The 22,631-nt window shown below is 55.4% G+C and carries 23 protein-coding genes and 1 other RNA gene; 10 read left to right on the plus strand and 14 right to left on the minus strand.

What is annotated here, in order from left to right; all coding sequences use genetic code 11:
* The first annotated feature begins 118 nt into the window (after nucleotides 1-118).
* From aceE to LJ739_RS09500, 5 genes are all read left to right on the plus strand, one after another.
* Entirely contained in the window at nucleotides 119-2,791 is a 2,673-nt protein-coding gene (gene aceE / locus LJ739_RS09480) for a pyruvate dehydrogenase (acetyl-transferring), homodimeric type (RefSeq protein WP_229159820.1), read from the plus strand.
* Nucleotides 2,792-2,811: 20 nt separating this feature from the next.
* The gene (gene aceF, locus LJ739_RS09485) at nucleotides 2,812-4,773 is read left to right on the plus strand and encodes a dihydrolipoyllysine-residue acetyltransferase (RefSeq protein ID WP_229159822.1); all 1,962 of its coding nucleotides are present in this window, start codon (nucleotides 2,812-2,814) and stop codon (nucleotides 4,771-4,773) included.
* Between the two features lie 151 nt (nucleotides 4,774-4,924).
* Nucleotides 4,925-6,346: a dihydrolipoyl dehydrogenase gene (lpdA, locus tag LJ739_RS09490; RefSeq protein WP_229159823.1), complete on the plus strand. Its 1,422-nt coding sequence runs from the start codon at nucleotides 4,925-4,927 to the stop codon at nucleotides 6,344-6,346.
* 163 nt (nucleotides 6,347-6,509) lie between these two features.
* Nucleotides 6,510-6,788 (plus strand): DUF1289 domain-containing protein, encoded by a 279-nt coding sequence (locus tag LJ739_RS09495; protein ID WP_229159825.1) that lies wholly within the window; start codon nucleotides 6,510-6,512, stop codon nucleotides 6,786-6,788.
* An 11-nt stretch (nucleotides 6,789-6,799) separates the two neighbouring features.
* Entirely contained in the window at nucleotides 6,800-7,486 is a 687-nt protein-coding gene (locus LJ739_RS09500) for a substrate-binding periplasmic protein (RefSeq protein WP_229159827.1), read from the plus strand.
* A gap of 7 nt (nucleotides 7,487-7,493) precedes the next feature.
* Here the strand turns inward: LJ739_RS09500 and LJ739_RS09505 are convergent, their stop codons facing one another.
* Together LJ739_RS09505 and LJ739_RS09510 are read right to left on the minus strand one after the other, a co-directional pair.
* A complete protein-coding gene (locus LJ739_RS09505; RefSeq protein ID WP_229159829.1) occupies nucleotides 7,494-8,378 on the minus strand; it encodes an alpha/beta fold hydrolase in 885 nt (294 codons plus the stop codon).
* Complete coding sequence (locus LJ739_RS09510; RefSeq protein ID WP_229159838.1) at nucleotides 8,375-9,166, minus strand: esterase/lipase family protein; 792 nt, start codon at nucleotides 9,164-9,166, stop codon at nucleotides 8,375-8,377. The genes LJ739_RS09505 and LJ739_RS09510 overlap by 4 nt, the downstream gene beginning before the upstream one ends.
* Nucleotides 9,167-9,352: 186 nt before the next feature.
* Here LJ739_RS09510 and LJ739_RS09515 point away from each other — a divergent pair, with 186 nt between their 5' ends.
* The 3 genes from LJ739_RS09515 (at nucleotide 9,353) to LJ739_RS09525 (ending at nucleotide 11,984) form a co-directional block, all read left to right on the plus strand.
* Complete coding sequence (locus LJ739_RS09515) at nucleotides 9,353-10,186, plus strand: HDOD domain-containing protein (protein WP_229159840.1); 834 nt, start codon at nucleotides 9,353-9,355, stop codon at nucleotides 10,184-10,186.
* Between the two features lie 144 nt (nucleotides 10,187-10,330).
* Nucleotides 10,331-11,125 (plus strand): DUF481 domain-containing protein, encoded by a 795-nt coding sequence (locus LJ739_RS09520; protein WP_229159842.1) that lies wholly within the window; start codon nucleotides 10,331-10,333, stop codon nucleotides 11,123-11,125.
* 121 nt (nucleotides 11,126-11,246) lie between these two features.
* Nucleotides 11,247-11,984 carry a DUF481 domain-containing protein gene (locus LJ739_RS09525; protein ID WP_229159844.1) on the plus strand — a complete coding sequence of 246 codons (738 nt, stop codon included), beginning with the start codon at nucleotides 11,247-11,249 and terminating at the stop codon, nucleotides 11,982-11,984.
* 39 nt (nucleotides 11,985-12,023) lie between these two features.
* Here the strand turns inward: LJ739_RS09525 and LJ739_RS09530 are convergent, their stop codons facing one another.
* The 12 genes from LJ739_RS09530 to LJ739_RS09585 form a co-directional block, all read right to left on the minus strand.
* A complete protein-coding gene (locus LJ739_RS09530; protein WP_229159846.1) occupies nucleotides 12,024-12,422 on the minus strand; it encodes a fosfomycin resistance glutathione transferase in 399 nt (132 codons plus the stop codon).
* Complete coding sequence (locus LJ739_RS09535; RefSeq protein WP_229159849.1) at nucleotides 12,422-13,663, minus strand: hypothetical protein; 1,242 nt, start codon at nucleotides 13,661-13,663, stop codon at nucleotides 12,422-12,424. Before LJ739_RS09535 ends, LJ739_RS09530 begins: the two co-directional genes overlap by 1 nt.
* Complete coding sequence (locus tag LJ739_RS09540) at nucleotides 13,653-14,294, minus strand: methylamine utilization protein (RefSeq protein WP_229159851.1); 642 nt, start codon at nucleotides 14,292-14,294, stop codon at nucleotides 13,653-13,655. The genes LJ739_RS09535 and LJ739_RS09540 overlap by 11 nt, the downstream gene beginning before the upstream one ends.
* Nucleotides 14,295-14,423: 129 nt before the next feature.
* Nucleotides 14,424-15,653 carry a phosphoglycerate dehydrogenase gene (gene serA / locus LJ739_RS09545; RefSeq protein ID WP_229159854.1) on the minus strand — a complete coding sequence of 410 codons (1,230 nt, stop codon included), beginning with the start codon at nucleotides 15,651-15,653 and terminating at the stop codon, nucleotides 14,424-14,426.
* 100 nt (nucleotides 15,654-15,753) lie between these two features.
* Nucleotides 15,754-16,413 (minus strand): ribose-5-phosphate isomerase RpiA, encoded by a 660-nt coding sequence (gene rpiA, locus LJ739_RS09550; RefSeq protein WP_229159856.1) that lies wholly within the window; start codon nucleotides 16,411-16,413, stop codon nucleotides 15,754-15,756.
* A gap of 59 nt (nucleotides 16,414-16,472) precedes the next feature.
* Nucleotides 16,473-17,066 carry a 5-formyltetrahydrofolate cyclo-ligase gene (locus tag LJ739_RS09555; RefSeq protein ID WP_229159858.1) on the minus strand — a complete coding sequence of 198 codons (594 nt, stop codon included), beginning with the start codon at nucleotides 17,064-17,066 and terminating at the stop codon, nucleotides 16,473-16,475.
* The gene (locus LJ739_RS09560) at nucleotides 17,059-18,681 is read right to left on the minus strand and encodes a hybrid sensor histidine kinase/response regulator (protein WP_229159860.1); all 1,623 of its coding nucleotides are present in this window, start codon (nucleotides 18,679-18,681) and stop codon (nucleotides 17,059-17,061) included. The genes LJ739_RS09555 and LJ739_RS09560 overlap by 8 nt, the downstream gene beginning before the upstream one ends.
* Before the next feature lie 110 nt (nucleotides 18,682-18,791).
* A complete protein-coding gene (locus tag LJ739_RS09565) occupies nucleotides 18,792-19,733 on the minus strand; it encodes a nucleoside hydrolase (protein ID WP_229159862.1) in 942 nt (313 codons plus the stop codon).
* A gap of 25 nt (nucleotides 19,734-19,758) precedes the next feature.
* Entirely contained in the window at nucleotides 19,759-20,649 is an 891-nt protein-coding gene (locus LJ739_RS09570; protein WP_229159869.1) for a ribokinase, read from the minus strand.
* A 197-nt stretch (nucleotides 20,650-20,846) separates the two neighbouring features.
* Complete coding sequence (locus LJ739_RS09575; RefSeq protein WP_229159876.1) at nucleotides 20,847-21,272, minus strand: hypothetical protein; 426 nt, start codon at nucleotides 21,270-21,272, stop codon at nucleotides 20,847-20,849.
* Between the two features lie 184 nt (nucleotides 21,273-21,456).
* Nucleotides 21,457-21,640, minus strand: a non-coding RNA gene (gene ssrS, locus LJ739_RS09580) — 6S RNA.
* A 40-nt stretch (nucleotides 21,641-21,680) separates the two neighbouring features.
* Entirely contained in the window at nucleotides 21,681-21,896 is a 216-nt protein-coding gene (locus tag LJ739_RS09585; protein WP_229159879.1) for a cell division protein ZapA, read from the minus strand.
* 27 nt (nucleotides 21,897-21,923) lie between these two features.
* Between LJ739_RS09585 and LJ739_RS19055 the strand changes: the two genes are divergently transcribed.
* Both LJ739_RS19055 and LJ739_RS09590 read left to right on the plus strand, forming a co-directional pair.
* Nucleotides 21,924-22,058, plus strand: coding sequence for a hypothetical protein (locus tag LJ739_RS19055; RefSeq protein WP_267494292.1), 135 nt, complete (start codon nucleotides 21,924-21,926; stop codon nucleotides 22,056-22,058).
* A complete protein-coding gene (locus LJ739_RS09590) occupies nucleotides 22,055-22,627 on the plus strand; it encodes a UPF0149 family protein (RefSeq protein WP_229159881.1) in 573 nt (190 codons plus the stop codon). The genes LJ739_RS19055 and LJ739_RS09590 overlap by 4 nt, the downstream gene beginning before the upstream one ends.
* Nucleotides 22,628-22,631: the final 4 nt, after the last annotated feature.

A 22,631-nucleotide genomic window follows, 5' to 3' on the forward strand; every position in this document is an offset into this window, starting at 1 on the left:
GTCACTTGAAGGCAAGGGCAGGACTGACGCAGGCCAGGTCGGCTGAAAAATGGTGTAAATGCACTATCTTTAACGACTTAGCCTGATTTTTATCACACTTTGATGAAAGGAAAGCACCATGACAGAAATGATGCATCCGGATGTGGATCCACAAGAAACGCAGGAGTGGCTAGACGCCCTTGAAGCTGTCCTCGAAGAAGAGGGCATTGATCGCGCGCATTTCTTGTTGGAAAGCCTGATCGAGAAAGCCCGCCGCAGTGGCGCGCATTTGCCCTATGACGCGACCACCGCGTACATCAACACCATTCCTGCCGGCCAGGAACCGGTGATGCCAGGGGATCAGACCATCGAGGCCCGTATCCGCACAGCCATCCGCTGGAATGCATTGATGATGGTGCTGCGCGGCTCGAAGAAAGATCTTGAGCTGGGTGGCCACATTTCCAGTTTCGCCTCCTCCGCGATGCTCTACGATGTGGGCTTCAACCATTTCTTCCGCGCCCCCAATGATAAAGACGGTGGTGACTTCCTGTTCGTGCAGGGCCACGTATCGCCAGGCATCTACAGCCGTGCGTTCATCGAAGGGCGTTTGAGTGAACAACAACTCGACGGTTTCCGCCAGGAAGTGGATGGCAATGGTTTGTCGTCTTATCCTCACCCCAAATTGATGCCGGATTTCTGGCAGTTCCCAACCGTATCCATGGGCTTGGGTCCAATGCAGGCCATTTACCTGGCCCGTTATCTGAAATACCTCACCAACCGTGGCCTGAAAGACTGTTCCAGCCAGCGTGTCTGGTGCTTTATGGGTGACGGTGAAGTGGATGAGCCGGAAAGCTTGGGCGCGATCGGCCTGGCGTCTCGCGAAGGGCTGGATAACCTGACTTTTGTGATCAACTGTAACCTGCAGCGCCTGGATGGACCGGTGCGGGGCAACGGCAAGATCATTCAGGAACTGGAAGGTAACTTCCGCGGCGCAGGCTGGGAAGTGATCAAGGTTATTTGGGGTCGTTACTGGGATCCGCTGCTGGCTCGTGACACTTCCGGTAAGTTGCTGGATGTCATGAACGAAACCGTGGATGGCGAATACCAGAACTTTAAAGCCAAAGGCGGCGCCTATACCCGTGAGCATTTCTTCGGTAAATACCCAGAGCTCAAGGAGATGGTGTCCAACATGTCGGATGAAGACATCTGGCGTCTGAACCGGGGCGGTCACGATCCGGTCAAGGTGTATGCTGCTTACAAGCGTGCGGTTGAAACCCAGGGCCGTCCGCAGGTGATCCTGGCCAAGACCGTGAAAGGGTATGGCCTGGGCGCTGCCGGTGAAGGCAAAAACATTGCCCACAACGTCAAGAAAATGGACGTCGAAGCGGTCAAGCAATACCGCGACCGTTTCAACATCCCGATTGCCGATGACAAGCTGGCAGACTTGCCGTATTACAAGTTTGACGAAGACAGCGAAGAGATGAAGTACCTGCGTGCTCGCCGTGAAGCCCTGTATGGCTACATGCCAGCACGCTTGCCGCAGAGTAAGGAAGAACTGCCAGCGCCGCCTCTGAAGTCGTTTGAAGCGATTACCAAAGGCTCTGGTGAGCGTGAAATCTCTACCACCATGGCCTTCGTGCGTATTCTTACCGTGCTGCTCAAAGATAAGCAGGTCGGTAGTCGCATCGTGCCCATCATTCCTGATGAAGCCCGTACCTTTGGTATGGAAGGTTTGTTCCGTCAGGTCGGTATTTATTCCAGTCAGGGCCAGAAGTACGTGCCGCAGGATGCCGATCAGGTGGCTTACTACCGCGAAGATAAAAAAGGCCAGGTACTGCAGGAAGGGATCAATGAGCTGGGTGCGATGGCGTCCTGGCTGGCTGCGGGTACCTCCTACTCGACCAATGATCTGCCGATGATCCCGGTGTACATCTATTACTCCATGTTTGGCTTCCAGCGGGTGGGCGATCTTGCCTGGGCCGCCGGTGACAGCATGGCCCGTGGTTTCCTGGTCGGTGGTACCGCCGGTCGAACCACGCTCAACGGTGAAGGCCTGCAACACCAGGACGGGCACAGTCACATTCAGGCGGGTCTGATCCCCAACTGCGTGACGTACGACCCGACCTTTGGTTATGAAGTCGCGGTGATTGTTCAGGACGGTATGCGCCGCATGGGCGAAGAACAGGAAAACGTGTTCTATTACCTGACCGTGATGAACGAAAACTACGTGCAGCCTGAAATGCCCAAAGGGGTTGAGGACGGCATTATCAAAGGTATCTACCTGCTGGATAAAGTCGGCACCGCCAAGTCGAAGAAGAAAGTGAAACTGCTGGGCTCTGGCACCATTTTGCTACAGGTGCGCGAAGCGGCAGAACTGCTGCATGACAAGTTTGGTGTTGCTGCCGAGGTTTACAGCGTGACCTCGTTCAACGAACTGGCCCGCGACGGTCAGGATTGTGAGCGCTACAACATGCTCAACCCGGACAAGAAAGAGAAAGTGCCGTACGTGACTGAAGTCCTGCAAGACGGTTTCGATGGCCCTACTATTGCGGCGACCGACTACGTGAAAGCCTACAGCGATCAGATCCGTGCCTTCGTGCCGGGTGCTTATCGCGTGCTGGGCACCGACGGTTTTGGGCGTTCGGACAGCCGCGCAAACCTGCGTCGCCACTTCGAGGTCGATGCGCAATACATTACCGTTGCTGCGTTGTACGAGCTGGTTAAAGCCGGCGAGTTGGACAAGAAGGTACTTCTCAATGCCATCAAAGAGTTCGGCATTGACGGTGACAAACTCAACCCGCTGTACGCGTAACCGATAGGGAGATGAGCAAAATGTCAGATGTTAAAGACGTGGTTGTGCCAGATGTCGGTGGCGAAGAGGTTGAAGTCATTGAAGTATGCGTCAGCGTGGGTGACAACATTGACGCTGAAGCCGCACTGATCACCGTAGAGAGTGACAAGGCCAGTATGGACATTCCGGCGCCATTTGGCGGCAAGGTAGAAGAAATTCTGGTCAAGGTGGGCGACAAAGTCAGTCAGGACACCCTGATTGCCAAAATGGCCGTTGACGGTGGTGGTGAGGCTGAACCTGAAGCAGCATCCGAACCCGCGTCAGCCCCCGAGCCTGCACCGACACCTGCGCCAACGCCAGCACCTGCTGCCAGTCCGGCGCCGTCTTCAGGTGGCGCGACCGTGGAAGTCAAAGTGCCGGATATTGGTGGTGACACCGATGTGGAAATCATTGATGTGCTGGTTGCCGAAGGGGACAGCATCGACGCAGAAACCGGGCTGATCACCCTGGAAACAGACAAGGCGACCATGGACGTGCCAGCCCCCCAGGGGGGCGTGGTCAAAAGCCTTAAGGTCAAGGTCGGTGACAAGGTGTCTGAAGGCAGTCTTATCCTGCTGTTGGAAACGGCTGACGGCGCGCCCGCTGACAGCGCACCAGCGCCTGCCTCCAGCCCTGCACCTGCGCCGACATCCGGTGGTAGTGAAACCATCGAGGTCAAAGTGCCGGATATCGGTGGCGACACCGATGTGGATGTCATTGATGTGCTGGTCAGTGAAGGGGACGAGATTGACGCCGAAGCCGGCCTGATCACCCTGGAAACCGACAAGGCAACCATGGATGTACCCAGCCCCAAAGCGGGTAAAGTCAAAGCGGTTAAGGTCAAGGTCGGTGACAAGGTCTCTGAGGGCTCACTGGTGATTGAACTGGAAGTGCAAGGCGAAGCCGCCCCTGCGCCAGCGCCAAGCCCGGCGCCAGCTGCCAGCCCTGCGCCAGCCAGCACACCGGCACCCGCCAGTGCGCCTAAGCCGCCACCGGTTCCCCATCACCCGTCGGCGGGTGAGCGCAAGCCGGGTGGCAAGGTGCACGCTTCGCCCGCGGTGCGCAGACTGGCCCGTGAGTTTGGTGTAGACCTGTCTCAGGTGAAAGGCACTGGCCCGAAAAACCGTATTCTCAAAGAAGACGTGCAGTCGTATGTAAAATACGAACTGTCACGGCCAAAAATGACTCCAGGGTCATCGGTTGGTAGCGGTTCCGGCGGTTTGCAGGTTCTTGCGCCACCCAAGGTGGACTTCAGCAAGTTTGGCGACGTTGAAGAAGTTGAGTTGACTCGCATTCAGAAAATTTCCGGGCCTAACCTGCACCGTAACTGGGTGACCATTCCCCATGTGACCCAGTTTGAAGAAGCCGATATCACTGACATGGAAGCGTTTCGCAAAGAGCAGAACGCCCTGGCAGAGAAGAAAAAGCTGGGTGTGAAGATTACCCCACTGGTGTTCATGATGAAGGCCGTGGCAGATGCACTGAAAGCTTACCCGGTGTTTAATTCTTCTCTGTCCGAGTCTGGTGAAAGCCTGATCATGAAGAAGTATTACCACATCGGCATTGCAGTGGACACACCCAACGGTCTGGTGGTTCCGGTGGTCAGGGACGTGGATCAGAAGGGCATCATGGAGCTGTCCAAAGAGCTGATGGAGATCAGTGTTAAAGCCCGTGACGGTAAGCTCAAAGCGGCCGACATGCAAGGTAGCTGCTTTACCATTTCCAGCCTTGGCGGGATTGGTGGTACAGCCTTCACGCCGATCGTCAATGCGCCGGATGTGGCCATTCTGGGCGTCTCTAAAAGCGAGATTAAACCCAAATGGAACGGCAAGGACTTCGAGCCTCGCCTGATGTTGCCGCTGTCGTTGTCGTACGATCACCGGGTGATTGACGGTGCGGTGGCCGCAAGGTTTGCGGTGCATTTGAGCAATGTGTTGGGTGATTTGCGCCAGATGTTGCTGTAAGGAGCGCCATCCATATTGGCCGGGGTATGTAACCCCGGCTGTGGTTTTTCAGAAAGTGTGACAAAAAGTGACGCTTTTTTTTGCTAAGGGCAGGTAGGGTATGTAAAATTTCGCCCCGTCTGTACCAACAAAATTCGAGATTGAGGTCATAATGAGCGAGATTAAAACCCAGTTAGTGGTGCTTGGCGCCGGTCCTGGTGGTTACTCTGCAGCATTCCGTGCAGCAGATTTGGGCATTGAAACTGTCATTGTTGACGCACGTGAAACCTTAGGTGGTGTGTGTCTGAACGTCGGTTGTATTCCTTCCAAAGCATTGCTTCACGTTGCCAAGGTGATTGACGACGCGAAAGAAATGGCTGCTCACGGTGTCACCTTTGGTGAGCCGAAAATCGATCTCGACAAAGTTCGCAGCTGGAAAGACAGCGTGGTCGGTCAGCTGACCAAAGGTCTGGCGGGCATGTCCAAGATGCGTAAAGTGAAGCACGTTCAGGGTTACGGTAAATTCACCGGTAGCAACACCCTGGAAGTGGAAGGCAAAGACGGCAAAACCACCATTACGTTTGACAACGCCATCATTGCTGCCGGCTCTGAGCCGGTAACCCTGCCGTTCATTCCCCATGATGACCCTCGCGTTATCGATTCCACCGGTGCACTGGAAATGCAGGATGTGCCGGAAAAAATGTTGGTACTGGGTGGCGGCATCATCGGTCTGGAAATGGGGACCGTTTACCGCGCACTGGGCTCGCAAATTGATGTGGTTGAATTCCTCGATCAACTGATCCCGGCCGCAGACAAAGACGTCATCAAGATTTACCAGAAGTACGTCAAAGACAAGTTCAACGTCATGCTGGAAACCAAAGTGACTGCGGTTGAAGCGAAGAAAGACGGCTTGTACGTGACCTTCGAAGGTAAGCAAGCGCCTGCTGAGCCGGTCAAGTATGACAAAGTGCTGGTGGCAGTGGGCCGTCGTCCGAATGGCGCCCTGGTAGCGGCTGACAAAGCCGGTGTGAATGTTGATGAGCGTGGCTTTATCAGCGTTGACAAGCAGATGCGTACTAACGTGTCTAACATCTATGCGATTGGTGACCTGGTCGGTCAACCCATGCTGGCGCACAAAGCCGTTCACGAAGGGCACGTGGCAGCGGAAGTGATTGCCGGGAAGAAGCATTATTTCGATCCGAAATGCATTCCTTCTGTGGCCTATACCGACCCTGAAGTAGCGTGGGTTGGTGTGACTGAAAAAGAAGCCAAAGAGCAGGGTATCAAGTATGAGTCAGCGACCTTCCCGTGGGCTGCCTCTGGTCGTGCTATTGCCTCCGGTCGTACCGAAGGGATGACCAAAATGATTTTCGACAAAGACACCAACCGTGTGATCGGTGGTGCCATCGTCGGTATCAATGCCGGTGAGATGCTGGGTGAAATTGGCCTGGCCATCGAGATGGGTGCAGACGCCGAAGACGTGGCGTTGACTATCCACGCCCACCCGACGTTGAACGAGTCCATCGGTCTGGCATCGGAAATTTTTGAAGGCAGCATTACTGATCTGCCGAATCCGAAAGCCAAGAAAAAGTGATCTGAGCATGATTGAAAAAAGGGCCTTCGGGCCCTTTTTTATTGTGTATTTGTGGCTAAACACCGTTGTGGCCACACCTCATTGTGGCCGAGCGTAAACGCTTACAATTTCTGCCCACAAGGGCAAATCGACGTGCTATGCTTGCGATGATAATCTGCCTGAGATGATCCAAGCGCCTGTGCAGCAACTCGAGTTTTTTGACATTCCCAGCCCCTGTATCGGGGTATGCCAGTCAGGCCCCCGAGGGTATTGCCTGGGGTGTTTTCGCTCGCGCGAAGAACGTCTGTATTGGCAGCAACTCGATGACGGCGTCAGGCGCACCATCATTCGGGCTTGTCAGCAACGCAAGCGCCGGGCACTTGCCAGGCAGCGTGCAGGTGAACAACCATCTTCTATACCTGAGCAGGGGGCGTTTTGGGACGACGAACCATCTTCCGACTGAGTTCGGTTTTCTTGATTAGCGTTATCTTCGCAAGTCTGGCTATTGCAAGACCGATTGTGGTGGCCAGCGACCACTGGCCGGGCTATTCCCAACCGGACGAACAGGGCATTTACGACCGCTTATTGAAGCGGGTGTTTAAGGGCAATCGGGTAATCTTCCTGCAAGGGCACTACGGTGGATTGTCGGCACGGTTTCTGGATGGTCGCGCGGATATCCTGGTCGGCGCCTATGCGGATGACCACCCTGGCTTTTGGCGTCCCCAGTGGCATCTGGATATTCAGGCGCCACTGATGTTGTTGTATGACAACAAGCGTCATCATATCGAAGCGCCGAAGGACCTGGCGGGTCTGGTGCTGGCATGGTATCGGGGTTATGACTTTGCCCGTTTTATTCCATCAGACGTGGTGCATTATCCGGTTGAGCAAGGCAGCAGGGGCTTGTCGCTGTTATCAGCACAGCGCATCGATGGGGTACTCGAGTACACCAATCATATCAAACCCGACGCCGGCTTTGCGCAACTGCAAATCGTGCCAGAGCGCCGTCTGTGGCTGGTGTTTCAGCCCAACGACACCGGCCGGGCGCTGGCAACGCAATATGATCAGGCGATGGAAGCCTTGTACCAATCCGGCGAATTGCAGGCGATCTACGCTGAGCGATTTGCTGTCGCCCGATTTCCCCGCTGGGCACAACCGGAATAACGGCTGATCAACGTTGTTCGGTCATCGCCTGCCAGTTATCCAGGATGTCAGGCCACACCGCTTGAGGCAGGGTATGTCCCATGTGTTCGATGGCCAGCAGTCGCCCGTTGCCGAGCGCCTGTGCGGTCGCCTGTCCCTGCGCAAAGGGGACCAGCGGATCGGCTTTACCGTGGATCACCAGTGAAGGAACCTTCAGGCTGGCCAATGCCGAGCGCCGGTCCTGTTGGGTCAAAATGGCACTGAGCTGACGTCGCAGACTGCCCACCCGCATGCCCCGTTGCTGGGCACGCTGGATCAATGCTGCGGTGTAGTCGCGATCAAACGGATACACGGTGCCATTCAAGCGGTGCCATAAGGCGAGGGTGTGTTGCAGGAAACCATCCTTGTCTCGCCTCGGCGTGCGAGCCATGTGCATTAGCAACGACCAGTTGGGACCCGGGCGCAGCGGTGCTCCCGGGCTCGACATCACTGAGGTCATGGTGAGGCTGCGCTTTGGCTGTTGCAGCGCCATGGTTTGGGCAATCATGCCTCCCATGGACGCGCCAAACAGGTGGGCCTGTTGCACGTCAAGTTGGTCAAGCAGTTGCCAGCCATCCTCGGCCATATCCGTCAGGCTGTAAGCGCTGGTGCGGGTCATGCCCAGCCGCTGTCGGGTCAGTAACCAGTTGCCGGGAACACCAAGGGCGTGCAAATGGGTACTTTGGCCGGCATCACGGTTATCGAAACGGATGACCCTGAAGCCCCGGTCTACTAGCGACTGACAAAAGCCATCGTGCCAATGGATCAATTGCATGCCCAGCCCCATGATCAGCAGTACCACCGGCGCATCCCGGTTACCCAGATCGTCCACACACAACTCAATCGACTCGTTAACAGGCCATTGTTGGGTCATGTCATTGACCTTGGCCGTTGACGGGGAAAGGCCCACGACAAGCCACTGGGGGGCGTGAACGGCCTCCAGTGGCCATCCGCCTGCGCCAGCCTGTCAGCCAGCAGCCACAGCACCTGAGGATGGTGGCCCATGCCGAGGTGGCTGGCCGATACGGCGATGTTTTCACTGTTGGGACTGAGCTGTGGAATACAACTGGCGCGATAGTGGATAATGCCGTCGGTACGGCTGTACACCGCCGTGGTGGGGACATCGAGCGGCGCGCGCAAACGTTGATGAGCTTCCTGGGGCAGGTGTCGCAACGGGCGGTTCAGTTGACGAAACAATCCCGCAATCCACGGCAGACTGCTGTGGGTGTTGGCAAACGGACTGCCCAGGGTGATCACCTGCCTGACGTGATCGGGCACCAGGCGGGCGATTTCCCGTGCCAGCAAGCCGCCCAGGCTCCAGCCGATCAGGCTGACCGGACGGGCCTGCTCAAACCGAAACTGCAGGAAACGATTAAGTAGCCGATCGGAAATGTATGGATAGCCAGCGCGCAGATCTCGGCCGGTGTTGGCCCCCAATTGCCAACCTTCCACACGGTAGCCCAATTGCTTCAGGTATTGTCGCATCGGCAGGGTTACCACGTCGGTGGTGGTGAAACCAGGGATCACCATGACCGGATGACCGTCGCCCTGTGGTGCGGTTTTGAGCAGCGGCATCAGCACGCCACTGAGGCCCAGTTCAAGCATGGCACGGCTTTCCAATAAGGCGTTCAGTCTGGGCGGCAGTTGCAACGGTGACGTCATCAGGTTCCTCTGCAAGGTACGTATTTGGCAGTGGTGAATGCCGGTAAGGAATACTTCGTGTTACGTTAAATGGCACAAAAAATCAACACTTTCTGTGCACAAACCGGGCAACAAAAAAGGCCGCATTTTTTGTTTGCCTCAGTTATAATCAGCCACTCAATTTTTGTACAAGCCCTGATCATTTCTATGCAACTGACTGAGTACGCTGAGAAAGCATCTGAATCCTTCGTTCTGCCAGACGTGTGTCTGACCATCCGTCGTATGCTGGATGACGACAATTCGGCGATTGAAGACATCGCCACGGTGGTCAGTACTGATCCGTCGCTCACCTCGAAGTTGCTGAAGCTGGCCAACAGTCCGTTATTTCGTTTCCGGTCACAGGTTGACAGCATCACCAAAGCGGTCAATGTGATCGGTGGGGAAGCCTTGTATAATCTGGTCATGGCAGAAACCGCCAGCAGTGCGTTCAGTCACTTCTCCAATGACGATGTGGACCTACAGCGGTTCTGGAAACTCAGCATGTACGCAGGCCTTATCGCCAAGCATCTGGCCAAGCAATCCCGGGTACGCGGCAGCGAGCGCTTCTTCCTGTTAGGGTTGTTGCATAACCTGGGTGAATTGGTGGTGGCCAAGCATCAGCCTGAGGCCGCCAAAGCCTGTGCTGAGTACTCCAAGCAAGTGTCACCCTGGCAAAAGCAACAACAGGTGCTGGGCTTTACCTATGCCCAGTGCAGCGCTGAAATCCTCAAGGCCTGGCAATTGCCTGTGCAGCTGCATTATGCAGTGGAAAACCTGCACAACGAAAGTAAAGCATTGACCAACAAAGAAATTGCCATTCTGTTTACCGCCATTCGCGCCGCCGCAGCAGTGGTGAGTGATGGCATGTATCAGGTGCAGGACCTGGTCAACCCGTTGGTGCTCAACAGTGCCGGTCTGGATGATGAGTCACTGGATGATGCCATCCACTTCACCACACTGGAAGCCAATAAGATGCTGGCGATCATGGCGCCTTCTTCGTGATAGAGGCGCATCAGTAAGTTGCGCTGATACACAGGTATCAAATTGCATATCTTCTGCAAAAAATGCGCCTTGCAGGGCTGAACTTTGCGTGCTGGTCGGGTAAACTGCTGATTTTGCAACGCCAACCAACGCCTGATTGCCTGAATGAAGAAAACGCTGCTGATCCTTTGCTGCGCATTTGCCAGTAATACTTATGCTCAACTGGATGCCATTGATGATCTGTTCCTGTCGGATACGCCGATTTACGGAGAGCAGGTCAAAACCTTCACCATGACCGGAGAGCTGGGCATACTCGAAGCCACCGGTAATACTCAGGGAACCACCCTGACCGGCAAGGTCAATGCCAAGCACAACCTGCTGGACTGGCATCATCAGTACACCGTCAATTTCCTGTATAAACGCAATGACCGCGACCTGGAAGACGGCAGTTCGGAGAGCTTTACCAGCGCGCAGCGGGTGTTTCTCTCCACCCAGTCGGAATACAAGTTGGAAGATCCCAATCATCGCCTGTTCATCTACGGTGAGTACGAAGACGATCGCTTCAATGGCTATGATTACCAGGCTGCGATGGCGGTGGGTTGGAGCACCCAGGTGTGGGACACCAAAGACAGTGAGTTACGCTACAGTGTGGGGCCCGGCTACGCGGTGTCTCGGGTCGATGATGGCAGTGACGGTGACGACCAGATGGGGTTGATTGTCAGGGCCGCATTGGAATATGAAAAAAAGCTGACCGAGACATCCACCTTCCGACAGTTTTTCAGCACCGAGACAGACACTGATTTTTCCCGTTCGGTATCAGAAACATCTCTGGCGGCACGTATTAACGGTGCGTTGGCGATGAAGCTGTCGCTCAACATGATCCACAATACCCGGCCACAGCATGTGGGCAGTTCACTGGACACGGAAACGGCGGTAACACTGGTATATAACTTTTTCTGAGTGTGTGTAGCAGTCACAACTTCGTTGCCCCGGCGGTAGATGGGGTAGACTGTACACGCTTACTGAGCATCACAAACGCCAATCAGGCCAAGGCCTTTAAAGGATAAATGGAAAGAAAGCTATGAAAAAAACGTTGATTGCAACTGCCTTGCTGTGTGCAACCTCTGCCTATGCACAGGATGAAACCAAACCGTTCACCATGGACGGCGAGTTCGGCCTGATTGTGACGACCGGTAATACCGAAACCACCTCGGTCAAAGGTCGTTTGGCTGCGCACCAGGAGCTGGAGAGCTGGAGTAACGATTTCGTCGCCGAAGCCCTGTACAAGAAAGATGAAGTGGCGCTGGACAATGGTGAAGAAGACAGTCAGACCACGGCACAGAAATACTTCCTGTCAGGCCAGGGTAACTACAAACTGGAAAACCCCGACCACCGGCTGTTCGTGTTCGGCTCGTATGAAGATGACCGCTTCAGCAGCTATGACTACCAGTCGACCCTGGCAGTGGGTTGGAGCCAGAAGTTGTGGGGCGACAAAACCAGCAAGTTTGAATACAGCATCGGTCCGGGTTATTCCTATGCCAAAACTGAGGAAGGCGAATCGGTCAGCGGCATGATTGTGCGGGCGGCGTTGGACTACCAATGGAAGATTTCTGACAGCGCGACCTTCAAGCAGTTGCTGAGCACTGAGGTGGGTTCTGACAATACCAAGTCAAAATCTGAAACCAGCCTGTCGGCGCAAATCAATGGCTCATTGGCGATGAAGTTGTCCCTGACACTGGATCACAACACTGACGTCGCGGATGGCACCGAGAACCTTGATACCCAGACCGCTGTGACGCTGGTCTACACCTTCCTGTAAGCCTTCACGCTGCATGGGGCCATGGCCCTATGCCATGTGTCACAACCACTGTAAGCCTGCGTACGATGCCGTGCGCAGGGACTGCAGGCGGCTTTGCAAATCACCGACATGGATCTCGAGTTTATGACCGTCGGGATCCAGAAAGTAATACGACTGTCCTTCACTGCTGTTGTCCTGCCACTGTGGGGCATTGGCCAGTCGTAACTTGTTGCATTGCAACTCAAACCCTTCTGCGGTGACGCTCAGGGCAATGTGGGAATAATCCTTGGCCGGCTGACTGGTGCCTTTGCTCAGACATAGCCACAGACTGTCCTGACTGAGGTATGCGCCATTGTCCCAGCGCGCATGGGGTTTAAACCCCAGTACTTGGGTATAAAATGTCAGGGCGCGATCGAGATTGCTGACGGTCAATGTCAGGTGGTTTAAGCCACTGGCCACTACTGCGCTCCTATTCGGTATTGCACGGTCAGCCGTGCTGCGTTGCTGTCTTGCTGACTCGAAACATCCAGCATCGGGCGATTGGCCGCGCGACTCGTGTTGTGTTGCCACTCGACGCCCCATTGCCAGTGTTCACTAATATCCTGACGCCAGGCCAGGGTCCAGGCATGGCCGTCGCTGTCGTTGGGATCGTCCGGACGCACGTCATCCTCATCCACCTCAACACGTTCCCAACGCACCGACAGGCGACCATCACCAAATCGCTGGGTCAGCATGATATAGACGCTGTCGAAGTCGGCATACACATAGCGTTGTCCCATCAGTGTACTGCCCGACATCCATTGCCCAATCAGACGTGTGCCGTTGCTGAAATCGTGCTGCCAGGCGAGGCTGTGGAAACGGGTATCCCAGGCATACAATCGCTGGTCGTTAACCGCATTGGGGTTGGCATTGTTGTCGTAGTAGTAATAGCGCAGTTCGCTTTGGTTGAAATACGCCAGATGGGCACCAACGTAAAATCCGGTGCGCCCGTCAATCTCATGGAAAGGCTCGACCCAGGCCGGGTGCCACAGGCCGTAATAGCTGGTGACCGATGGGTAGGGGGCAAAATTCAGCCGATCATTGTTCAGCGTCTGACGGTCATGTAACCCGAAACCGCGCCAGGAAATCACCGTACCCAGGGGGTCGTTGCCCCGGTATGCACCGACATGAAGCTCCCAGGACCAGGGGCTACGCACCGCACGTCCGGGACGATACAGGGTCAATTCGAGACCGGGAATCCGCAGTTCCTCACCGATCCAGCTATTGATGTAGGAGTTGGTGTAGGTGTAGGGCGATAACCAGCCCACATCGACATTTTCCAGCGACATGCGCGGGTAGAAAAAACCCGCCCGTCCACGCCATTTGACCGGGCCTGCCATCAGTGGTTTGTATTCCAACTGGGCCTGGGTCAGGCCCAGTTTCTGATCACCGTCGGTATAGCCGTTGGCGGTGATGTCGACGGACCAGGCGCTGCCAATGTCCTGTCGGACGTTGAGCACCGCCTGATACAGTTGCAGTGGGTTATCGTCCTCACTGTAGCGTAACAGGCCGGTGCCACTGTCAATAAAGCTGGTGTCACCCGTGCTGTGTTGTGCGCCAAGCTGAATGAGGCCCTGCCATTCGGCAGCCTGAACGTTTGCTACCAGCGAGCTCAACAACAAGGCCAATCCTGCGAAGATAAGCCGACACTTAGTAGTCATTGAAGGTCTCCGTGGTTTTCTCATAGCCGCTGAGGTCGCGCAGCAGATCCTCGCTGAGGGTGTGTGTCCACTGGCTGCTGTCGGTCACGTCCAGCGTACGTACCAGGGTTTCTTCATTGTCCTGAATGCGGGGGTGCCACAGGTTGACCTGGTAGCGTCCTGCCGGAATATCGAGCGTTACACTGCCCTGGCGGTCGGCTTTGGCAAAGTAGGGCGTGTCGACCACCTTGACGTAACCCAACATCCAGTCATGGATGTTACAGCCCATCTCAACGGTACCATGTTGATCAAAGGCAACCGGTGCGGCGTCTGTACCGGAATAAAGGCGTAGTTCAAAGGTCTTTGCCGGTGAAAACGAATACACGTGGTGCTTGATGGAGTCGGAGTTGGGAAACGCCACTTCGCTACCGCGCTGCACCACCAGAATGTGGGGCACGAATTGTTTGTCGATTTGATCCATCACCGCGGGGGCGGCCGGTGTGTCGGGTCGCGGTGTATCAAGGGGGGTTGCATAGACCACCGCTTGTGGCAGCGGGACGCCCTGGTTATCGAGTACCTGCACGGACAGGGTTGCGGCTGCTGCCGGTAATGCCAGTACACCGAAAATGCTGCTGAGCACACGCCACATCATGTGTATCCCCTTATTGGATCGGATGGTGACAGGGTGCCACATCCGTTTTTATTTACCCTATCAGAAATGCGCCCGCGGTTTTTTCTTTCAGCCCAATCAAAAACGCCCGCAGGTGCGGGCGTTTGCATATCAGTGCAGGATCCGGGTTTTGATCGTCCCGTCAATCTGGGTCAGTTGCTCGAACGCGTCATCGGCATCGTCCGAGTCCACATCAATGACCACGTAACCAATGTCAGCACTGGTTTGCAGGTACTGAGCGGCAATGTTGATGCCCTTTTCAGCAAACGCCTGGTTAATCTGGGTCAGCACGCCGGGACGGTTCTGGTGAATGTGCAGTAACCGTGACCGACCGGGGTGATCCGGCAGGGACACTTCGGGGAAGTTAACCGCCGACAAGGTCGAGCCGTTGTCACTGTACTTGGCCAGCTTACCGGCGACTTCGATGCCGATATTTTGCTGGGCTTCCTGGGTGCTGCCGCCCACATGCGGGGTCAGGATCACGTTGTCAAATTCACGCAACGGCGAGACGAATTCTTCCTGGTTGGATTTGGGCTCGACCGGGAACACATCGATGGCTGCGCCGTTGAGTTTGCCGCTGCGCAGTGCGTTGACCAGTGCGTCGATATCGATCACCGTGCCACGGGCCGCGTTCATCAGGATGGCGCCATCTTTCATCTGCGACAGCTCACGTTCGCCAATCATGTTCTGGGTTTGTGGCGTTTCGGGCACGTGCAGACTGATCACATCGGAGGTGGCGAGCAATTGTTGCAGGCTCTTGATCTGGGTTGCGTTACCCAGTACCAGCTTGTCCTCGATGTCGTAGAACTGCACCTGCATGCCGAGATGTTCGGCCAGGATGCTGAGTTGAGTGCCGATATGGCCGTAGCCAATGATGCCCAGGGTTTTGCCGCGCGCTTCGTAAGAGCCTTCGGCACTTTTCAGCCACTCTCCCCGATGGGCCATGGCATTTTTGCGCGGAATGCCCCGCAGCAGCAGGATCAGCTGGCCGAGTACCAGCTCAGCCACCGAACGGGTATTGGAAAACGGTGCGTTGAACACCGGAATACCGCGCTTCTGTGTGGCGGCCAAATCGACCTGATTGGTCCCGATACAGAAACAGCCCACGGCAACCAGCTTTTTCGCCGCACTGACCACCGCTTCGGTGATCTGGGTGCGTGAACGCAGGCCGATGAAGTGCACGTCAGCGACTTTTTCGATCAATTCCTCTTCAGGCAAAGACGTTTTAAGGTACTCGATGTTGGTATAGCCGTTGGACTTCAGGGTTTCCAATGCTGAGGCATGTACACCTTCGAGTAACAGAATTTTGATTTTGTCTTTGGGTAGCGACACTTTGCTCATGAGATTGACCGATTTCCTGTGTGAGATGAATGGCAAAAGACATCTGGACGTCTATTTGCCACTGAAAATAGCAGAACTCCGGTGCGGAGAAAAGCAAAATTTAGCCTTGTTTGGTGATCACGCCGTTATCGGTTGCGATCAGGGCGACATCGGCGCCCCGTTGGGCAAACAATCCGTTGGTGACCACACCGACGATGGCATTGATTTTCGCTTCCAGTGCCATGGGCTCCAGAATGTGCAGGTTGTGTACATCGAGGATCACGTTGCCGTTGTCGGTGACCACGCCCTGACGGTAAACCGGGTCGCCACCGAGCTTGGCCAGCTCTCGGGCCACATAGGAGCGGGCCATCGGGATCACCTCAACCGGTAGCGGGAAGTGACCCAGGACCGGTACCAGTTTGCTGTCATCGACGATACACACAAAAGACTTGGCCACAGCAGCAACGATTTTTTCGCGGGTCAGGGCCGCGCCACCGCCTTTGATCATGTGCATGTGCTCGGTGATTTCATCGGCACCATCAATGTACACATCCAGCTGATCCACGCTGTTTAGTTCAAACACTTCAATACCGTGCTGCTTGAGGCGTAACGTTGATGCTTCAGAGCTGGACACCGCTCCCACAATGCGATCTTTTTTACTGGCCAGCGCGTCGATGAAGTAATTCACCGTGGAGCCGGTGCCGACGCCGACAATGGTATCGTCTTTTACATAGGCCAACGCGGCTTCTGCAACCTGTTGTTTTTTCTGATCCTGATTCATGTCACTGATTCTTGTTGGTGAGGAGTGTAGGGACATAGAGTATAACTCCCTGCAGGGGATCAGGCCAATGCGCCCGTGGTGGTGATGATCTGGCTAGGGGTAACAATGGCGGCCATCGGGATGTCCCATGCTGCCATCGGCAATGCATCGGCTTGCTGACAATCGTGGGCAATACCGATAAAACGGGATTGTTCGGTATCCACTCCGGCCAGTGTGCGATCGTAGTAACCACCGCCCATGCCTAATCTGCCGCCTTGCCGGTCGAAGGCCACCAGTGGCGTGAGGATGACGTCCAAGGCATGGGTCGGGCAAATCGCCTGACAGCGTAATTGCGGTTCGGGAATACCGAAGCGATTCGCCACCATGTCGGTTTGTGGGTGATAGTCCAGAAACAGCAAATGGCCCTGACACACCGGGTGCAGTACCGGTAAATACACCGAGTGTCCCTGCTGCCACAGGTGTTGAATAAAGGGGCTTAAATCCACTTCGCCGTCGTTGCTCAGGTACGCACCGATGCGTCGGGCGTCCTTTAACAGCGGGCTTTGCAACAGTTGTTGGCACACTGCTTGTGCGGCTTGTTGCTGTTGTGCAGCAGACAATTCACGGCGGGCAGTTCTGAAGCGTTGGCGCAGGGCGTTTCGGGAGTCAGTCACCGGTGGCTGGGATCAGTTGGTTTAACGTCGCCACTAAAGTATTTTTATCCACCGGCTTTGTCAAATGGCCCTGGAACAGTACGTCGCCATCCTGGCTTGGATCCAGAAACACATCGGCCGTCAGCAACACCACCGGAATGTCCGGAAAGTGCTGGTGGATGGCCCGGGTACCGGACAGCCCATCCATGCCCGGCAAGTGCATGTCCATCATTACCAGCGCATAACGCTTGTTGGACAGCATATCCAGCGCCTGTTCCGCTTCGATGATCATGTCACATTCAAGGCCCAGGCTGTTCAGAATGGCATTGATCACTTCCTGGTTGATGGGGTTGTCTTCCACCACCAACAGCGGCAGCTCGGTCTGAAATGCCGGTTTAAAATCAGTTTGAGCGGACCGTGCCGCGCCGACGTCGACATCATCAGGGTAGGGCAGGCGAACCCGGAACAGACAGCCTGCGCCAGGTTGACTGCTGACCTGAATGTTGCCGCCAAGCAATTCGGCCAGTGCGCGACAAATCACCAATCCCAGGCCAGTACCTTCGCGGTGGGTCTGCTTGCTGACCTGCTCAAACCGGTTGAACAGACGGGCCTGTTGCTCGGCACTCAAGCCCGGCCCCTGATCTTTAACCACCATGTCCCAATAGTCGCTGCCGGCGTAACACTGCAATTCGATGTGCCCGCCCTGGGGACTGAATTTGATCGCATTGTTGAGCAGGTTCAGGGCTATCTGGCTGAGTTTGGCTTCATCGCTGGTCACGGTGTCAGGCACCGCCGGATCAACGTGCACATTCAGTACCAGTTGCTTACGCGCCAGAGACGGCATCAACATGCCGTGCAGCTTTTCGGTCCAGGACTTTAGCTCGATGCTGGTCCACTGCACCGGCATTTTCTTGGCATCAATGCGTTGCAACTCCAGTACCGTATCGACCAGACTCAACAGCCGCTGGCCACTGTACTCAATGCTTTCCAGGTGTTTTTGTACCTGGGATGGCAACCCGTCTGCAGTTTTCGGCTCCAGCAACAGCTGACTCAGACCAATGATGGCATTGAGTGGGGTGCGTAGCTCATGGCTGATGTCGGATAGATATTCCTGGTAATGGCGCAGGGCCTGTTTTTGTTGGTGGTGACGACGGCGTAGCTCCAGTTGCGAGATGACCTGCCGCCCCAGAATGGCCAGCGCCTCGCGCTGGAATGCCGACAGCTGTCGGGGCTTGTTGTCGATGGCACACAAGGTGCCGATGGCATGTCCGCTGGGTGTGATCAGGGGGGTGCCGGCGTAAAACCGGATATTGGGGTTGTCGGTTACCAAGGGGTTGTCACGAAAGCGCGGGTCCTGCAGCGTGTCTTGGACCTCGAACACCTCGTTTTGCAAGATCGCGTGAGCACAAAAGGCGATGTCCCGGGAGGTTTCATCCGCGTCCAGGCCAACCTTGGATTTAAACCACTGTCGGTCCGGGTCCACCAGGCTGATCAGGGAGATAGGTGTCTGGCAGATGTCCGACGCCAGGCGAGTCAGGTCATCGAAGTCTTTTTCTGCTTCGCTGTCCAACACATCGTAGGAATACAATGCGGCAAGGCGCTGTGCTTCATCGTCGGGTAGTCGGGCTGATTCCATGTCCTTTGGATGCTAGGGTTGTCGGCTTGTCACTAAAACGTAGTTCAAACTGACCGGAAGGTAAAATGTGCAGTGCACAGAGGCCGCCGACAGCGCCGGCGGCCGGAGACTTACAGGCCGTAGGTACTGATGTACAACTCGCGCAGGGCGTCGTGATCCACATCGGTGGCGACGTTGATTTGCTGCGCTTCCAACCACAATGGGCTGGCGGTAGTACCCTCTGGCGCGACCATGGTCTGACCGCGGTTAAGGGGATCCGTTGCTACCCGGGCGTGGCCACGGGTCAGTCGGAATAACTCCGGTTTGATCAACCAGGCCAGGGGCATCGCATCGTGGAAAAAGCACACACGGTCGTCACGGTTTTGCGAGTAGAAGTCCATATAGAACTGTGCGGATTCTTTCACGAAGCCACCCAGTTTAGGGTTCTTTTCGGCCAGGGTGTCGAGGAAGTCCGGTGTGAACGGTACTGCGTTGGTCACGTCCAGACCAAACATGGTCAGATCCCAGTCAGCACCGAACACAATCTCTGCCGCGTGGGCATCGTTCCAGATGTTGGCTTCGGCTACCGGGGTCACATTGCCCGGTACAAACGCGGCACCACCCATAATGGCAACGCCCTTGACCAGTTTGGGCAGGTTAGGCTCAAGGCGCAATGCCAGTGCCAGGTTGCCCAACGGGCCGATGGCGACCAGGGTGATTTCACCGGGGTGCTGGCGTGCCATATCAACGATAAATTGCGCCGAACTGCGCGGGTCCAACGGTGTGTCGGATGCCGGAAAGCCTATGTTGCCGAAGCCGTCATCGCCGTGCACAAAGTGAGCGTAGGTGGACTCCGGGCCTACCCACGGCATGCCAACACCCTGGGTGACCGGAATGTCCTGTCCGGCGAAGTCACACAAGGTACGGGCGTTGCGGGCTGACATGGTCACTGGCACGTTACCGTAGACGGTGGTTAAACCGAGCACCTCGATATCCGGCGACTGAAAAGCAAAGAAGATCGCCATTGCATCATCGATGCCTGGGTCCGTATCAAGAATGATTTTATGGGTCATAATAAACTCGTTGTGTTAGGCGCCGTTACTGGCGTTGTAAGAAGGCATCGACGTCTTGTGCATCGGGAATGGATTGGGCTGCGCCCACTCGGGTGACCGCCAGTGCAGAGGCTGCACAGGCGCGTCGCAAGGCATGTTCCGCCGAACCACGGTAGGTGTATTCGGACAAAAAGAAGCCGATGAAGGTATCGCCTGCGGCGGTGGTATCCACGGCTTCCACCACAAAGGCGGGCATTTCCAGGGTCTCTTCACCGCGTAGCATGCGCACGCCGGCCTTACCCAGGGTAATGATAACTTCGGCATGGGCCCAGTCTTTGCGGAAATAGGCTTCAATGTCGGCAAGGTCGCTGCAGCCGGAGATTTCCGCCGCCTCGACTTCGTTCACGATCAGCAAATCGATGCAGTCGTGGGGCAGGGATTTGACCGACTCGGTCATCGGCGCCGGGTTAAAGGCTACTTTGAGGGATTTTTCCCGCGCCTGACTGAGGACGGCATCGATGTTACTGGTTTCGTTCTGGGTCAATACCCAGTCGTTTGGCTGGGCATCATCCAGCGCACGCAGAATGTCTTTGTCATCGATGGCCTGATTGGCACCGCCGAACAACACGATGGCGTTCTCGCCACTGGGGGTGACCTGAATGATGGCGTGGCCGGTCGGGATGTCGGTGCAATCGACAAACTTACAGTCGATGCCGTGTTTGATCATGGCCTGTTTGAACTGGGCGTCGGACTCGTGAATTTTGCCCACGTGGCGCACATTGGTACCGGCCTTGGCCAGCGCGATAGACTGGTTGGCACCTTTGCCGCCCAACAGCTGTTGGTAGTCGGTGGAGGCCAGGGTTTCACCGGGCTGCACAAAATGATCCACCTGGTACACGTGATCGATGTTGATCGACCCGAAATTAATCACTGCCATAATAGGATGTTTCCAAAGCAAACTTGTTGAAGTCTAGTCGAGATAAACGGCGTTGACGGGCAAACGGTTGGTGTTTTCCCTGGCGTTCGTCGACCGACATAATTCTGGATACCGCTTGTTTAACATATCGACTGGAAAAAGAGAACCGCCACAAGGTAAAAACCTGACCAATGGGTCAGGTTTTATTTTCGTGCAGGTCAGTGGCTAAACCAGGATTTGATCGTTGCCATTACACCTGAGGGGGGTTCATAGGGGGTGTCATCGGCGCGGAAAATGCGCATTGAGATGGTGGCGCCATGTCCCCATGGCCACCATGCCAGCATGATGTCCTGGCAGCCGGGTTCGTCGCTGACCATCAGTAACTGCTTTTTATCCAGACGGGCGAAATCATGGGCGCGATGGCGCACTTCCGGCGGAGCCTGTCGAATGGTTTTGTTGTCCCACTGGCGTTTGAAAAACTGCTTCACCGTCATCAGCACCTGCTGCTCGTGGTCCACCGAAAATTCTGCCAACAGCGCATTGTAGTGCTTGTCCCACTGCCAGTAGACACGGTTGTCCAATGCATCCCGCAGGGGCGCTGTGGATTCAAATATCAGTTCTTTGGTGGCTGGATTGTCGTTCATTGTCATCATTATTGTTCAATCCGGGCGACACACGTCGGCCAGTTCTTCGGTTCCCAAAGCCATATCGGCAAAACAAAGCAAAAATTAAACCATGGAATAAAAATTATTTAAATCAGTAAGTTAATATTATTGATAACCAGAGGGAACGGGAAGGCGTTAAAAAAACTGACAGTGTGAAGAAAGGGTGCCTCCCAAAGTGCCGCTGTACAGCGTTCGCCCGTGAACCGAAAAGTTCAGGGCGGAAACATCATCACTGCCGCAGGCTTCTCGGTACAGTGCCGAGCTTGCACAAAAGCAGTGGAGTCAGTTTCCTTAGATTAAAGCATCGGCCAGGGACATGACTGCACTGGCAAACACCCCAGGAGGCATTGATAGTAACTGCGAGGTTAGTGTACCACGGATCAGCCGTTAATCGGATGACTCGTCGTTGTCTGTAGACAATTCCTGATGACACATGTTCAACGCGGTCATCATTATAATATCTTCTCGGGCGGTTAAACCAGCCTTGCGTTGGGTCTGTTGCAACCGTTCGTTCAAGAGTTGAGCACTGCGCTGTAGTGCCTGCTCCTGACCTGCAGGGCATCGCACCCGGTAGGGCTTGCCCAGTAAACGGATGGTTTGCATGTGACTCGACGACATGGGCGCGAGAACGTGAGTGAATGGTCTGGCGACTATACCGTGCTGGCTTGGATGGGTTCAAGTCAGATATGGGCAAGGGCCGCCGACAGTGGTAGCATGGGCAGCAGTGAAACACCTCGGTTCAACAGTGAAGAGACAAGCCATTGACTTCATCTAACGCGCTCAGCTTTGAGACCCTTTCTACCTTATTGCAACAACACAATATCAGCTCCGATGCGGCCGAAATACAGGGGATCCTGTGTGGCATGCTGTCTGGCGGTATGCCGCTGGAAACCCGTGACTGGCTGGAGCCGCTGTCTGATGTGGTAAACCAGAACGAGCCTTTCGACCCGGCGGTAAAAAGTGCCATCGTCAACCTGTTTGATCTGACCTGCCAGCAGATGCTCGACACCGATTTCGCCCTGGCCCTGTGTTTGCCGGACGATGCCGCACCGATCAATGACCGTGGCCGCGCCCTGATCCATTGGGTACAGGGGTTCATGCTCGGTTTCGGTCTGCACCAGGCGGATTTGACCCGCTGCTCCGAGGATGTGAAAGAAGGGCTGAACGATTTTGCCGAGATTTCCCGTATGGATGAAGACATGCCCGCCGACGAAGAGGCAGAACAGGCCTTGTTTGAGGTGGCCGAGTACGTACGCATGACCTGTCTGTTATGTTTCAACGAGCTGGGGCGCTCTGCCGCCAGTGAGCAACAGACTCCCAAGACCATGCACTGAGGAA

The organism is Fluctibacter halophilus (genome assembly GCF_020687825.1).
GTDB classification, from domain to species: Bacteria; Pseudomonadota; Gammaproteobacteria; order Enterobacterales; family Alteromonadaceae; genus Fluctibacter; species Fluctibacter halophilus.

What these genes read in the sequence shown, in the direction of transcription:
- LJ739_RS09560 (WP_229159860.1), bottom strand. Translation starts at nt 18,681, where the DNA reads ATGGAATCAGCCCGACTACCCGACGATGAAGCACAGCGCCTTGCCGCA.
- LJ739_RS09515 (WP_229159840.1), top strand. Translation starts at nt 9,353, where the DNA reads ATGCAACTGACTGAGTACGCTGAGAAAGCATCTGAATCCTTCGTTCTG.
- LJ739_RS09540 (WP_229159851.1), bottom strand. Translation starts at nt 14,294, where the DNA reads ATGATGTGGCGTGTGCTCAGCAGCATTTTCGGTGTACTGGCATTACCG.
- serA (WP_229159854.1), bottom strand. Translation starts at nt 15,653, where the DNA reads ATGAGCAAAGTGTCGCTACCCAAAGACAAAATCAAAATTCTGTTACTC.
- LJ739_RS09575 (WP_229159876.1), bottom strand. Translation starts at nt 21,272, where the DNA reads ATGAACGACAATCCAGCCACCAAAGAACTGATATTTGAATCCACAGCG.
- LJ739_RS09520 (WP_229159842.1), top strand. Translation starts at nt 10,331, where the DNA reads ATGAAGAAAACGCTGCTGATCCTTTGCTGCGCATTTGCCAGTAATACT.
- lpdA (WP_229159823.1), top strand. Translation starts at nt 4,925, where the DNA reads ATGAGCGAGATTAAAACCCAGTTAGTGGTGCTTGGCGCCGGTCCTGGT.
- LJ739_RS09570 (WP_229159869.1), bottom strand. Translation starts at nt 20,649, where the DNA reads ATGGCAGTGATTAATTTCGGGTCGATCAACATCGATCACGTGTACCAG.
- LJ739_RS09495 (WP_229159825.1), top strand. Translation starts at nt 6,510, where the DNA reads ATGATCCAAGCGCCTGTGCAGCAACTCGAGTTTTTTGACATTCCCAGC.
- rpiA (WP_229159856.1), bottom strand. Translation starts at nt 16,413, where the DNA reads ATGAATCAGGATCAGAAAAAACAACAGGTTGCAGAAGCCGCGTTGGCC.
- LJ739_RS09505 (WP_229159829.1), bottom strand. Translation starts at nt 8,378, where the DNA reads ATGACCCAACAATGGCCTGTTAACGAGTCGATTGAGTTGTGTGTGGAC.
- LJ739_RS09535 (WP_229159849.1), bottom strand. Translation starts at nt 13,663, where the DNA reads ATGACTACTAAGTGTCGGCTTATCTTCGCAGGATTGGCCTTGTTGTTG.
- LJ739_RS09525 (WP_229159844.1), top strand. Translation starts at nt 11,247, where the DNA reads ATGAAAAAAACGTTGATTGCAACTGCCTTGCTGTGTGCAACCTCTGCC.
- LJ739_RS09565 (WP_229159862.1), bottom strand. Translation starts at nt 19,733, where the DNA reads ATGACCCATAAAATCATTCTTGATACGGACCCAGGCATCGATGATGCA.
- aceE (WP_229159820.1), top strand. Translation starts at nt 119, where the DNA reads ATGACAGAAATGATGCATCCGGATGTGGATCCACAAGAAACGCAGGAG.
- aceF (WP_229159822.1), top strand. Translation starts at nt 2,812, where the DNA reads ATGTCAGATGTTAAAGACGTGGTTGTGCCAGATGTCGGTGGCGAAGAG.
- LJ739_RS09510 (WP_229159838.1), bottom strand. Translation starts at nt 9,166, where the DNA reads ATGACGTCACCGTTGCAACTGCCGCCCAGACTGAACGCCTTATTGGAA.
- LJ739_RS09585 (WP_229159879.1), bottom strand. Translation starts at nt 21,896, where the DNA reads ATGCAAACCATCCGTTTACTGGGCAAGCCCTACCGGGTGCGATGCCCT.